We start from the raw sequence: 13,943 nt of genomic DNA, 5'->3' as shown, positions 1-13,943 counted from the left end.
CACGTTGATGCGCTGGCATTAATACCCATAAGGTCGGGCCACTGCCCGACCTGCTTACAACGTTTGGGGGAGTTTTATGGCCTACTTCATCGATCGGCGACTCAACGGCAAGAATAAAAGCGCAGTCAACAGACAGCGCTTTTTGCGCCGTTATAAGTCGCAAATCAAACAGTCTATCTCGGAGGCCATCAATAAGCGTTCGGTAACCGACGTTGAAAGTGGCGAGTCCGTTTCCATTCCAGTCGACGATATTAACGAACCGATTTTCCATCAGGGCCGCGGCGGCAGCCGCCATCGCGTCCACCCCGGCAACGACCACTTCGTGCAGAACGACCGTATTGAGCGGCCTCAGGGCGGCGGAGGCGGCGGAGGCAGCGGCCAGGGCAACGCCAGTCAGGATGGTGAAGGCCAGGATGAGTTCGTTTTTCAGATCTCTAAAGATGAGTATCTCGACCTCTTGTTCGAAGATCTGGCACTGCCGAATCTGCGTAAAAACCAGCATCGCCAGCTGAATGAATATAAAACTCACCGCGCCGGTTTTACCTCTAACGGCGTGCCCGCCAATATTAGCGTGGTACGGTCGCTGCAAAATTCGCTGGCAAGACGCACCGCGATGACCGCCGGTAAGCGCCGCATGATGCATGAGCTGGAGGAGGCGCTGACGGCGATTGAGAAAGCGGAGCCGGCGCAACTGCTGGAAGAGGAGCGCCTGCGCAAAGAGATTGCTGAACTGCGCGCGCGCATCGAGCGCGTGCCCTTTATCGATACCTTTGACCTGCGCTATAAGAACTTCGAAAAACGGCCTGAGCCCTCCAGCCAGGCGGTGATGTTCTGCCTGATGGATGTCTCCGGCTCAATGGATCAGGCGACGAAGGATATGGCGAAGCGTTTCTATATTCTGCTCTACCTGTTCCTGAGCCGGACCTATAAAAACGTGGACGTGGTCTATATCCGCCACCATACGCAGGCGAAAGAGGTCGATGAGCAGGAGTTTTTCTATTCGCAGGAAACCGGCGGCACCATCGTCTCCAGCGCCCTGAAGCTGATGGACGAGGTGGTCAAAGAGCGCTACGACCCGTCGCAGTGGAACATCTATGCGGCCCAGGCGTCGGACGGCGATAACTGGGCGGACGATTCGCCGCTCTGCCACGAGATTCTGGCGAAGAACATTCTGCCGGTGGTGCGTTACTACAGCTACATCGAGATAACCCGACGTGCGCACCAGACGCTGTGGCGCGAATATGAACATCTGCAGGCGATGTTCGATAATTTCGCCATCCAGCATATCCGCGAGCCGGAAGATATTTATCCGGTGTTTCGCGAGCTGTTTCACAAACAGGCAGCGGAAGCCTGATGCTCTGAGCCGGTCGCTGACCGGCTTTTTTATTTAATCCCGCGAATACCTGCTAAAATACCCGCCATTAATCCTCTTGACGAACAAGGCCTTTTTTTTGCACATTAAGCCTTAGCTCAAACAGAAAAATCAATTCGTATAATTAGAGATTACGCGCTGACAACTTACTGATTACGCATCTTCTTTTTCAGATGCACGGCCATTCCCCGCACCAGCCTTCTTATGATTGTCGTAACCGCAGGAGAGCACATTGAACCACAACATTGTCTACAGCCTTTTTATCATCGGTTCTGTGCTGGTTGCGTCAAGCATCTTACTCAGTTCTTTCTCTTCGCGCCTCGGCATTCCTATCCTGGTGATCTTTCTGGCTTTAGGCATGCTAACCGGCGTCGACGGCATTGGCGGCATCGCCTTTGACAACTACCCCGCCGCCTATCTGATCTCCAACCTGGCGCTGGCGGTGATCCTGCTCGACGGCGGCATGCGCACCAAAGCCAGCTCTTTTAAGGTAGCGCTGGGACCGGCGCTCTCGCTGGCGACGGTCGGGGTAATGATTACCGCCGGGCTGACCGGTCTGGCGGCCGCCTGGCTGTTCCGGCTCGATTTGATGCAGGGCTTTCTTATCGGCGCCATCATCGGCTCTACCGATGCCGCGGCGGTCTTTTCGCTGCTGGGCGACAAAGGCCTGAACGAGCGCGTCAGCTCTACGCTGGAGATTGAGTCGGGCAGCAATGATCCTATGGCGGTGTTTTTAACCATCACCCTGATTGAGATGATCCAGAAAGGCGAAACCGGGCTCGACTGGATGTTCCTGGTGCATCTGGTGCAGCAGTTCGGTCTGGGTATCGTGCTGGGACTGGGCGGCGGCTGGGCGCTGCAGCAGCTGATCAACCGCATCAGCCTGGCCACCGGCCTCTACCCGCTGCTGGCGCTGAGCGGCGGCATACTGGTGTTCGCGCTCACCACGATGCTGGAGGGCAGCGGCATTCTCGCGGTCTATCTCTGCGGCTTTCTGCTCGGCAACAGGCCGATCCGCAACCGTCACGGCATTCTGCAGACCTTTGACGGCATGGCCTGGCTCAGCCAGATCGGCATGTTTATCGTGCTTGGCCTGCTGGTGACGCCGTCCGATCTGTGGCATATCGCGGTGCCGGCGATGATCCTGTCGCTGTGGCTGATTCTGGTGGCGCGTCCGCTGTCGATTCTGGTGGGGCTGCTGCCGTTCCGCGGCTTTACCGGCCGCGAGCGCATCTTTATCAGCTGGGTCGGCCTGCGCGGCGCGGTGCCGATTATTCTTGCGGTCTTTCCGATGATGGCGGGACTGGAGAATGCCTCGCTCTACTTTAATATCGCCTTCTTCGTGGTGCTGGTGTCGCTGATGCTGCAGGGCACGTCGCTCGGCTTTGCGGCAAAGAAAGCGCGCGTCGTGGTGCCGCCCACGGCGTCGCCTATCAGCCGCGTCGGGCTGGATATTCACCCGGAAAATCCCTGGGAGCAGTTCGTCTATCAGCTTAGTGCGGACAAATGGTGCGTCGGCGCGGCGCTGCGCGATCTGCAGATGCCGCGCGAAACCCGCATCGCCGCGCTGTTCCGCGACAACGCGCTGATGCACCCGAACGCCAATACCCGGCTAAAGGAAGGTGACGTAATCTGCGTTATCGGTCGCGAACGCGATCTGCCCGCGCTGGGCAAAATGTTCAGCCAGTCGCCGCCCGTCTCGCTGGATCAGCGCTTTTTCGGCGACTTCATACTCGACGCCGAGGCGCGCCTGCGCGACGTGGCGCAGATTTACGGGCTGGAGCTGGGCGAAGAGACCAACGACCTGCAGTCGCTTGGCCAGCTGGTAATGAGCATGCTTGGCGGTACGCCGGTGGTCGGCGATCACGTTGAGTGGAATCACATTACCTGGACGGTGGCGGAAAAAGAAGATAACCGCATCGTTAAAATTGGGGTGCGCGTCGCTGAAGAGCGAGAATAATCCGAGGCGCTGCGGCTCGATATTCCAGCAGAAACGGCTATGCTCATTATTTGGTCCAGCAAACGGGAGAGAGTTATGGGACACGTCGTTAAAATTGGTCGTTATGAGATTATTGATGCCGAACTCGACAGCGATAATCTGCAGACCGTCAGTATTCCCTGTCAAACCAATCCCGACCTGAGTTATCAACTCGACGGCTGGGACCACGACACCAGCGTGCCGGCCTGGATTGATGGCGAACCAGTGGATTTACAAATTGGGCATTACGATAAACAGCAAGACCAGTGGGTGTTAAAAAAACCTGCCTGACCGCGCATTTCGCCGCCAGCGAACACGCCTGGCGGTAATTCCGAAAAAGTTGTCTGAAATATTTGGTTATTTCCCGCCCATTCATCCTTTTAAGCCCTAAAATCAATAACTTAGATATAAAAAACTTTAGGCAAAAAAAGGTTTTTAGGATTTGTTCCGTATTAACTCTGTCAAATATCTCCTGCATACTCTTAATCGCTGCTGCAGATTTCCGTGACAAAAATCACGTAATTATTTTATCTCTTCACTGCAGCCTGTATGGCTCTAACGACTGTAATGAACTGAAAACAATTGTTCTGGTTTTTCGGTTGTCCACTCCTGAGCGCGTACTTGATTCTGGTCAGGCCATCTTTTACTTAAGAAAAAAGAGAGCAGGTGTTATGGCAAGTACACTGGTAATGAATGATGCGAGCCGCTCATGGAGCGGAACGCGAAAAAATATCATCGCAAAGCTGGCGTTAAGCTTTTCCGATCTGGTTGCCCTTAATCTGGCGCTGTTTTTATCCGCCGCCACAATTCAGGGAATCTGGGGTGACCTGGATGGGTTTATTCCGCCTCATCAAATTGAATACCGTTTTATTGCGCAATTTGCGCTTTCCGTTTTGTGCACCGCTTATTTCTGGATGCGCATGCGTCACTACACCTACCGCAAACCCTTTTGGTTTGAACTTAAAGAAGTCGTTAAAACGCTGTTCGTGTTTTCGCTGCTGGATCTGGCGCTGATCGCCTTTTCCAAGTGGGACTTTTCGCGCATGGTCTGGCTGTTTAGCTGGAGCTACGCGCTACTGCTGCTGCCGCTGATGCGCGCCGCCGTCAAGCGCGCCATTAATCGCGCAGGCCAGTGGCAAAAAGAGACCATTATTATCGGGTCGGGCAAAAACGCTATGGAAGCTTACGCGGCACTGCAGAGCGAAGAGATCCTCGGCTATAACGTGCAGGCGTTTATCAGCACCGACGACGAAAATAATCCGCCGTCTGTTAACGGCGTGCCAGTTATCAAACAGCAGGACATTAACTGGCAGACCATTGACCGCGACAACGTGCAGTTTATCGTCGCCACCGAATTTGAACAGCAGGTAGTGCGCGACACCTGGCTGAAATTCCTGTCGAAAATGAACTGCCGCTCTATCTCCGTCATCCCGACGCTGCGCGGCGTGCCGCTCTACGGCACCGATATGTCATTTATCTTCAGCCATGAAGTGATGATCCTGCGCGTCAGCAACAGCCTCGCCAAGCGCTCTTCGCGCTTCCTGAAGCGCTGCTTCGATATCGTGGTCGCCTCGCTGCTGCTGCTGTTCCTTGCGCCGGTTTTCGGTCTGCTCTGCTATATGGTGAAACGCGACGGCGGCAACGCCATCTACGGTCACGAGCGTATCGGTCAGAACGGCGAGAAGTTTAAATGCCTGAAGTTCCGCTCGATGGTGACCAACTCGAAAGAGGTGCTGGAGCAGCTGCTGGCCACCAGCGCAGAGGCGCGCGCCGAATGGGACAAAGACTTTAAGCTGAAAAAGGATCCGCGCATCACCAGCATTGGCGGCTTCCTGCGCAAAACCAGCCTTGATGAGCTGCCGCAGCTGTGGAATGTTATCCGCGGCGAGATGAGCCTGGTGGGTCCGCGTCCGGTTATCGAAGCGGAGCTGGAGCGCTATGCGGGCGACGTCGACTACTATCTGATGGCGAAACCGGGCATGACCGGCCTGTGGCAGGTCAGCGGCCGCAACGATATCGACTACGATACGCGCGTTTACTTCGACTCCTGGTATGTGAAGAACTGGGCGCTGTGGACCGATATCGCCATTCTGTTTAAAACCGCCGGCGTGGTGCTGCGCCGCGACGGCGCCTACTAAACGCGTTCAGGATGCCCGCTTTACGCGGGCACCCTATTTTCTCCTTTTCTTTTCGCCCTCAACTCATTACCCTTCCCGCTTGTTTTAACAAGACGTTCACCTTCTGGTTTTTATGCAAAAATTTACCCTGATGCTGTTAAGCCTGGTGCTGCTGGCGCCGCTGGGCATCGATCTCTATCTGCCAACCCTGCCTGATATCGCCGTCGGCCTGAATACGCCGGTCAGCCTGATCCAGACCACTATTCCCATCTTTCTGCTGGTGATGGGCTTAGGGCAGTTGGTGACCGGCCCGCTGGTGGATAACTACGGCCGCAAGCCGATCGCGCTGTTGGGCCTGGCGCTTTACGTGGCGGGCAGCGCGGTAGCGGCGACCGCCACCAGCTGGCCGATGTTTCTGTCGGCGCGCCTGATTCAGGGCTGCGCGGTCTGCTGTAGCGCCGTCGTCGCCTTTAGCGGCGTGCGCGATCGCCTGAGCGGCGACGACGCGGCGCGCGCCTACGGCTTTCTGAACGGCGCGCTGAATATCGTGCCTGCGCTGGCGCCGTTACTGGGCGGCCTGCTCGCCAGCGCCTTCGACTGGCGCGCGCCCTTCTGGTTCCTGTGCGCCTACGGCCTGCTTATCGCGGTTATCGTGCTCGTCGGACTGCCGGAGACACGCCCCGCCAATACGCTGCGGGTAAAGGGACTGCCGCTGGCGCAGTATGGCGCTATTCTGCGTCAGCCGCGCTTTCTCGCCTTCGCTTTCGCCAACGCGGGCGCGCTCGGCATGGTGCTGACCTATGTTTCGCTGGCGCCGCACGTGCTGATGACGGAAGGCGGCCTGACGCCGCTGCAGTTTTCGTTCGCCTTTGGCGCTAACGGCTTCTGGATCATGCTGGTGAGCGCCTTCGTCAATAAAGCGATCCGCAAGGCGGGACGGCCGTTTTGTCTGGCGATGGGCTTCGTTACCATGCTGGCGGGCGCGCTGCTGCTGTTTGCCGGCATGTATCTGCTGCCGCAGGGCGCGCAGAGCCACTGGGCGCTCTATATGCTGCCGGTCGCCGTTTCGGTCGCGGGCCTGGCCTTTACCGTCGGCCCCGCCACCAGCTATGCGCTGGAGCCCTACCAGCAGCAGGCTGGCGTAGCGGCGGCGCTGCAGGGATTTATTCAGATGGCGGGCGGCGCGGCGGGCAGCCTGCTGATTGCCATGCTGCCCGTGGCGGAAAAGAGCGCGCTGGCGCTGATGATGCTGGCGGGTGCAGCGCTGGCACTTATCGCCTGGCGCTGCAGTAAGAAGATGCGCGGCTCGCTGACCGCGCTTAAATAACTTTGACCGGCACGCGCGGCGCGAGCGCGCACATCAGCTCATAGCCGACCGTGCCGGCCGCTTTCGCCACCTGATCGATTTTCACCTGCTCGCCCCACAGCTCGACCGTTGAACCGATGCCCGCCTGCGGACAGGGCGTCAGGTCGACGGTGATCATATCCATCGAGACCGCGCCGACCACCTGGGTCATTACGCCATCTACGCACACCGGCGTGCCGCTGGGCGCGTGGCGCGGATAGCCGTCGGCATAGCCGCACGCCACCACGCCTATACGCTGCTCCTGCTGCGCATGGTAGCGATAGCCGTAGCCGACGCCGTCGCCGCGGCTCAGCTGCTGGATGCCGATGATTTCACTGTTGAGCGTCATTACCGGCTTCAGGCCGGTGCTGGCGATATCCTGCCAGTCGCCGCTGGGCGACGCGCCGTAAAGAATGATGCCAGGCCGCACCCAGTCGTAGTGCGCTTCAGGATGCCAGAGCGTGCAGGCGGAATTGGAGAGCGAACGGGGAATCGCGAGCCCTTCGGCGGCGCGTTCAATGCGCTGCAGCGGCGCGATCAGCCCTTCCGGGTTTTCCGCATCGGCAAAGTGCGCCATCAGCGTAATGTCGCCGACGTTTTCCAGCGCGCGCAGCTTTTGATACGCGCCGTGCGCCTGCTCAGGCCGGAAGCCGAGGCGGTTCATGCCGCTGTTGACCTTCAGATAGATATCCACCGGCGCGGAGAGCCGCGCCTCCGCCAGCGCTTTGATCTGCCAGTTGCTGTGCACGCTGGTGGTCTGGCGGTAGCGATCGATGAGCTGCAGATCGTCGGCATGGAAAAAGCCCTCCAGCAGCAGGATCGGTTTACGCCAGCCGCTGTCGCGCAGCAGGATCGCCTCTTCCATATTCAGCAGGGCGAAGCCGTCGGTCTGCGCCAGGCTCTCCCAGACGCGGGCCAGGCCGTGGCCGTAAGCATTGGCTTTGACCACCGACCAGACGCGCGCATCGGGCGCCGCCTGGCGCACTATCGCCAGGTTATGCCGCAGCGCCTGCTGATCGATGGTGGCGAAAACTGGACGTGACATACTCCCTCTCCCTGACTGTTAACGCGTGGCGTTCGCGTTGCGTAATGGTGACGATGACGGGGTAAAACCCGGCAAATAGCGGAACACCGACAGATCGTCGGCGGCGATCGCCGGGGTTTTGCCGCTGATAAGATCGGCCAGCAGCTGACCGGAGCCGCAGGCCATCGTCCAGCCGAGCGTGCCGTGTCCGGTATTCAGATAGAGATTGCTGAGCGGCGTCGGTCCGACAATCGGCGTTCCGTCTGGCGTCATAGGGCGCAGACCGCTCCAGAAGCTGGCCTGTTCGATATGACCGCCTTCAGGATAAAGATCCCGCACCACCATCTCCAGCGTTTCCCGCCGCGCAGGCAAGAGTTTGTTGTTAAAACCAACGATTTCCGCCATGCCGCCAACGCGGATGCGGTTGTCAAAGCGGGTAACCGCCACCTTGTAGGTTTCGTCGAGGATCGTAGAGACCGGCGCAGCCTCTGGATTTTTCACCGGAATAGTCAGGGAGTAGCCCTTTAGCGGGTAGACCGGAATATCGAGGATATGCTTCAGCAGCGCGGTAGAGTAGGAACCAAACGCCACTACGTAGCTGTCGCCTTTGATCACTTCGTCGCCGCACTTCACGCCGTAAATGCGGTTGCCTTCGCGCAGCAGCTGCTCGACCGGCGTATTAAAGCGAAACACGACGCCCGCCTCCTGCGCCATTTTCGCCAGCTTTTGCGTAAAGAGCTGACAGTCGCCGGTTTCATCGTTGGGCAGGCGCAGTCCGCCGGTCAGCTTGTGCTGCGTGGTCGCCAGCGCCGGCTCGACGCGCGCCAGCTCATGAGCGTGCAGCAGTTCGTAAGGCACGCCTGCCTCGCGCAGCACGTCGATATCTTTACTGGCGCTGTCGAACTGCTGCTGGGTGCGGAACAGCTGCAGCGTGCCGCCCTGCCGGCCTTCATAGGCGATGCCGGTCTCTTCGCGCAGCGCCTTCAGGCAGTCGCGGCTGTATTCGGCGATACGCACCATGCGGCTTTTATTCTGCTGATAGTGCTGCATGTCGCAGTTGCGCAGCATGTTCCACATCCATTCCAGCTGAAAGCTGCTGCCGTCCAGGCGGATAGCCAGCGGCGCGTGACGCTGGAACATCCATTTAACCGCCTTCAGCGGTACGCCCGGCGCGGCCCAGGGCGCCGCATAGCCGGGCGAGATCTGCCCTGCGTTGCCTGCGCTGGTCTCCAGCGCAGCATCAGGCTGGCGATCGAGCACCGTCACCTGATGGCCCGCGCGCGCCAGATACCAGGCGCTCGCCACGCCAACCACACCACTACCGAGAATCACTACGTGCATATCGCCCCCACCGGCAAATTCAAAAGCATAATTCACTAGACTACAGGGCAATACCAGCGCATTCACACCTGCCGGTAACAGCCCTTACCTCATTAACTTATTTCACATGTTTTTCACTTTTTCGAACACTAAAATCGTAGCTCAAGGACAAAATCAGTAACTTATGCGCCTTTTTACCGCTTCTTAGCAGTTAATAATAGCGTATGCGGCAATATTCACTTATTTCAGGAGAATAAGCCGACGCCATACAATCCACTTATAAACAGCATTTTATCCCGACTTTTCGCCATTTAGACTGACAAGCGTTCATCAAATGCTTTTGCGCCCTTTTTAGGATGATTTTGTGCCGAATAATTCAGTTGAGTTCCGCGATCAGATAGGTGACAGTGGGCTATCATTGAAGTGTTCGCCTGTTTTTGGGGTTCTCTTTCTTAGGGATGAGCCTTGAAATTACCGAAACCGGCTGCTCGCAGCGGGCAGGCCTGTTTGCAAAACAGAGGTGCGCTATGACGACAATCTTTGACGATCCGATTAAGGACAGCAAACGACTCAGCGATGGACCGGACTGGACATTTGATTTGCTCGATGTCTACCTTGCGGAAATTGACCGCGTAGCCAAACTCTACCGACTCGACACCTATCCCCATCAGATTGAAGTCATCACCTCCGAGCAGATGATGGACGCCTACTCCAGCGTCGGTATGCCAATCAACTACGCTCACTGGTCGTTCGGCAAAAAGTTCATCGAAACCGAGCAGCGTTATAAGCACGGGCAGCAAGGACTGGCGTATGAGATTGTGATCAACTCCAATCCCTGTATCGCCTATCTGATGGAAGAGAACACCATGACTATGCAGGCGCTGGTGATGGCGCACGCCTGCTACGGCCACAACTCGTTTTTCAAAAATAACTACCTGTTCCGCAGCTGGACCGACGCCAGCTCTATCGTCGACTATCTGCTGTTTGCGAAGAAATATATCTCCGACTGCGAAGAGCGCTACGGCGTCGAAGAGGTCGAACGGCTGCTCGACTCCTGCCACGCGCTGATGAACTACGGCGTGGATCGCTATAAACGTCCGCAGAAGATCTCCTTACAGGAAGAGAAAGCGCGGCAGAAGAGTCGCGAAGAGTATCTGCAAAGCCAGGTGAATACCCTGTGGCGCACCCTGCCGCGTCGTGAGAAAGAGGCGGTGCAGGTCGAGGCGGCGCGCTATCCCTCTGAGCCGCAGGAGAACCTGCTCTACTTTATGGAGAAGAACGCGCCGCTGCTGGAGCCGTGGCAGCGCGAGATCCTGCGCATCGTGCGCAAGGTGAGCCAGTATTTCTATCCGCAGAAGCAGACGCAGGTGATGAATGAAGGCTGGGCGACCTTCTGGCACTACACCATCCTCAATCATCTCTATGATGAGGGCAAAGTCTCGGATCGCTTTATGATCGAGTTCCTGCACAGCCATACCAACGTAGTGTTCCAGCCGCCTTACAACAGCCCCTGGTATAACGGCATTAACCCTTACGCGCTCGGCTTCGCAATGTTCCAGGATATTAAGCGCATCTGTCAGTCGCCGACGGAGGAGGATCGCTACTGGTTCCCGGATATCGCCGGTTCCGACTGGCTGGAGACCCTGCACTTCGCCATGCGCGAATTCAAGGATGAGAGCTTTATCAGCCAGTTCCTGTCGCCCAAGGTGATGCGTGATTTCCGCCTGTTTACCGTACTGGACGACGACCGCAACAACTATCTCGAGATCGCCGCCATCCATGATGAAGCGGGCTACCGCGCCATTCGTCAGCAGCTTTCCGCACAGTACAACCTGAGCAATCTGGAACCCAATATTCAGGTCTACAACGTCGACCTGCGCGGCGACCGCTCGCTGACGCTGCGCTACGTACCGCAAAGCCGCACGCCGCTCGACAAGAGCCGCCGCGAGGTGATGAAGCACGTTCATCGCCTGTGGGGGTTTGATGTGATCCTCGAACAGCAGAACGAAGATGGCAGCGTCGAGCTGCTGGACCGCTGTCCGACGCGCGGCAGCGCGCTTTGAGAGATTAGTAAAAAGAAAAAACCGGACGCTGTCCGGTTTTTTTTTCAGGCTGCACCGCTGTTCAGGAAGCGGGTAGCATGAAAAGAAGAGCAAAGCGTCCCGCGGCAGGGAAGCCGCGGGACGAGCGCGCAGGGACGCCTTGAGCGACTTTGCGATCTGTTCATGCTGCCCGCGACCGCGCCTGACTTACAGGCAAAAAAAAACCGGACGTAGTCCGGTTTTCCGCTGTTAGCGCTTGCTGCCGAGATCTTCCGGCATGCTTTTCTGCATGCTGTGCCAGATCTCGCCGCTGCGACGACCATACTCGCGTACCGCATCGACAATCTGATCCTGCGACGGCTCTTTAACGCACAGCGCTTCGAGTCGCGAATAGAAATTGCGCGCCAGCTCGCGGGCCTCTGGATTAGAAAAATAGTAGCGGCCCACGCGGGTATAGAGCCCTTTCAGGCCGTTGAGAATCAAACCGTAAATAGGATTGCCGGAAGCGAACGCCAGACCACGGAACACGCGGTAGTCGAGTTCGGTATAGGCATCGGCCTGATCCTCAATGCCGGCGACGCTCTCCAGCACCGCGCGCGCCTTGTCGGGATGGTGACGCAGCGCGCGGCTGATAAAGATCGAGGCGATATTGGTGCGCACCGACAGCAGGTTATCGATCAGCACCGGCACGCTATCGTGATCCAGACGCGCCAGCGTCTCCAGAATATTCAGTCCGGAGGTTTCCCAGAAGTCATTTACGCGTGTCGGTTTGCCGTGCTGGATCGTCAGCCATCCGTCGCGCGCCAGACGCTGCAACACTTCACGCAGCGTGGTGCGGGTGACGCCGATAAGTTCAGAAAGCTCACGTTCAGCGGGAAGGATTGACCCAGGAGGAAAGCGGCTGTTCCAGATGCTTTCAATAATATACTCTTCAGCAAATCCCGCAGGGCTCTGCGCCTTAATGACCATAGCGATATGTTCTCGTTGCTTTCTTTGTCGAAATGGCACTCATCATACCAGACGTCCTGGGCGTGTATAGACTGAGCAGGGATTAAAAGCGCGGGCTGGCGCAAAAATCGGCAGCCGCGCGCAATCCGGCAAGGGAAGATTGCGCCTCGCTGATTCGCTGATTACCCTTTGCCCATCTTTTTTCATACAGGACTTTACGCCATGGAAATCACCTGGGGCCAGGCGCTGCATCGCAACTTTCTCGGCCAGTCGCCTGACTGGTACAAAAAGCTGCTGCTGGCGTTTCTGGTCATCAATCCGCTGTTGTTCTTTTTCGTCAGCCCGTTTCTTGCCGGCTGGCTGCTGATTGCCGAATTTATCTTTACGCTCGGCATGGCGCTGAAATGCCACCCGCTGCTGCCCGGCGGCCTGCTGACGCTGGAAGCGATCGCCATCGGGATGGCCAGCGCCGAACAGGTTAAGCAGCAGCTGGCGGATAACCTTGAAGTGCTGCTGCTGCTGATCTTTATGGTCGCCGGCATCTTTTTCATGAAACAACTGCTGCTGTTCGTCTTTACGCGGCTGCTGCTGTCGCTGCGGTCGAAGGTGCTGCTTAGCCTCACCTTCTGCCTGGCGGCCGCGTTTCTCTCCGCCTTTCTTGATGCGCTGACCGTGGTCGCCGTCGTCATCAGCGTCGCCGTCGGCTTCTATCAGATCTACCATCGCGTCTCTTCCGACCCTGACTACGCCGCAGCGGATCCCGATCAGCGCGCCACGCTGGAGCAGTTTCGCGCCTTTCTGCGCAGCCTGATGATGCAGGCTGGCGTCGGTACCGCGCTGGGCGGCGTGATGACCATGGTAGGCGAGCCGCAGAACCTGATTATCGCTCATGCGGCCGGCTGGGATTTCGCCAGCTTCTTCCTGCGTATGGCGCCGGTTACGGTGCCGGTGCTGCTGGGCGGCATTCTCACCAGCCTGCTGGTCGAGCGCTTTCGCCTGTTCGGCTACGGCGCCACGCTGCCGGACGCGGTACGCGTCATTCTGCTGCAGAGCGATCGCGAGGAGAAGGCGCAGCGCACGCGCCAGGATCGGCTGAAACTGTGGATTCAGGCGGCTATTGGCCTGTGGCTTATCGTTGCGCTGGCGCTGCATCTGGCGGAGGTCGGCCTGATTGGCCTGTCGGTGATCGTGCTCGCCACCGCGCTGTGCGGCGTCACGGACGAGCACACCATTGGCCAGGCCTTTACCGAAGCGCTGCCCTTCACCGCGCTGCTGACGGTGTTTTTCGCCGTGGTGGCGGTGATTGTCGAGCAGCAGCTGTTCAGCCCGCTGATCGCTTTTGTGCTGCAGGCTGAGCCGCACGCCCAGCTAAGCTGGTATTACATCTTCAACGGTTTGCTCTCATCGATATCTGACAACGTTTTTGTTGGATCGGTGTTTATCAACGAGGCAAAACAGGCGTTTGCGCACGGCGCGATCGATCTGCGGCAATATGAACTGCTGGCGGTAGCGACCAATACCGGAACCAATCTGCCGTCGGTGGCGACGCCTAATGGTCAGGCGGCGTTTCTGTTCCTGCTAACCTCCGCGCTGGCGCCGCTGATCCGCCTCTCGTATGGACGTATGGTGTGGATGGCGCTGCCCTTCACTATCGTGATGTCGCTGGTCGGCTTTGTCTCTCTTCACTGGCTGCTGGAGCCGGTCACGGACATTTTGCAGCTGTGGGGATGGATAGCGACGCCGCCGATGTAAATGCCTGAACTGGATCAGCTAAAGCCCAAATTGACCAGGATTTTC

10 protein-coding genes are annotated in these 13,943 nt (G+C 57.7%); 7 read left to right on the top strand and 3 right to left on the bottom strand.

The window, feature by feature from the left end; translation table 11 throughout:
* Nucleotides 1-76: 76 nt before the first annotated feature.
* The 5 genes from B3229_RS17425 to B3229_RS17405 all read left to right on the top strand — a co-directional run bounded on the left by B3229_RS17425 (nt 77) and on the right by B3229_RS17405 (nt 6,794).
* A complete protein-coding gene (locus B3229_RS17425) occupies nt 77-1,354 on the top strand; it encodes a YeaH/YhbH family protein (protein WP_033791200.1) in 1,278 nt (425 codons plus the stop codon).
* 250 nt (nt 1,355-1,604) lie between these two features.
* The gene (locus B3229_RS17420) at nt 1,605-3,332 is read left to right on the top strand and encodes a potassium/proton antiporter (RefSeq protein WP_033746665.1); all 1,728 of its coding nucleotides are present in this window, start codon (nt 1,605-1,607) and stop codon (nt 3,330-3,332) included.
* Between the two features lie 75 nt (nt 3,333-3,407).
* Nucleotides 3,408-3,641, top strand: coding sequence for a DUF1480 family protein (locus B3229_RS17415; RefSeq protein ID WP_048784520.1), 234 nt, complete (start codon nt 3,408-3,410; stop codon nt 3,639-3,641).
* Between the two features lie 380 nt (nt 3,642-4,021).
* Entirely contained in the window at nt 4,022-5,488 is a 1,467-nt protein-coding gene (wbaP, locus tag B3229_RS17410) for an undecaprenyl-phosphate galactose phosphotransferase WbaP (RefSeq protein ID WP_048784519.1), read from the top strand.
* Between the two features lie 112 nt (nt 5,489-5,600).
* On the top strand, nt 5,601-6,794 hold the full coding sequence (locus tag B3229_RS17405; protein WP_286872825.1) for a multidrug effflux MFS transporter: 1,194 nt from the start codon (nt 5,601-5,603) through the stop codon (nt 6,792-6,794).
* Here B3229_RS17405 and dadX read toward each other — a convergent pair.
* Complete coding sequence (gene dadX, locus B3229_RS17400) at nt 6,787-7,857, bottom strand: catabolic alanine racemase DadX (RefSeq protein WP_286872822.1); 1,071 nt, start codon at nt 7,855-7,857, stop codon at nt 6,787-6,789. The genes B3229_RS17405 and dadX overlap by 8 nt on opposite strands.
* An 18-nt stretch (nt 7,858-7,875) precedes the next feature.
* Nucleotides 7,876-9,177 (bottom strand): D-amino acid dehydrogenase, encoded by a 1,302-nt coding sequence (locus B3229_RS17395; protein WP_286872820.1) that lies wholly within the window; start codon nt 9,175-9,177, stop codon nt 7,876-7,878.
* Between the two features lie 506 nt (nt 9,178-9,683).
* Here B3229_RS17395 and B3229_RS17390 point away from each other — a divergent pair.
* A complete protein-coding gene (locus tag B3229_RS17390) occupies nt 9,684-11,219 on the top strand; it encodes a SpoVR family protein (protein WP_048784516.1) in 1,536 nt (511 codons plus the stop codon).
* Between the two features lie 228 nt (nt 11,220-11,447).
* Here the strand turns inward: B3229_RS17390 and fadR are convergent, their stop codons facing one another.
* On the bottom strand, nt 11,448-12,167 hold the full coding sequence (gene fadR, locus B3229_RS17385; protein ID WP_033746644.1) for a fatty acid metabolism transcriptional regulator FadR: 720 nt from the start codon (nt 12,165-12,167) through the stop codon (nt 11,448-11,450).
* 201 nt (nt 12,168-12,368) lie between these two features.
* Between fadR and nhaB the strand changes: the two genes are divergently transcribed.
* A complete protein-coding gene (gene nhaB / locus B3229_RS17380) occupies nt 12,369-13,898 on the top strand; it encodes a sodium/proton antiporter NhaB (RefSeq protein ID WP_286872817.1) in 1,530 nt (509 codons plus the stop codon).
* The last annotated feature ends 45 nt before the right edge of the window (nt 13,899-13,943 follow it).

It is taken from the genome of Pantoea sp. UBA5035 (genome assembly GCF_002415245.1).
GTDB classification, from domain to species: domain Bacteria; phylum Pseudomonadota; class Gammaproteobacteria; order Enterobacterales; family Enterobacteriaceae; genus Pantoea; species Pantoea septica.
Note: the sequence above shows the minus strand (reverse complement) of the source record. Positions and strands in the feature narration are given on the sequence as shown.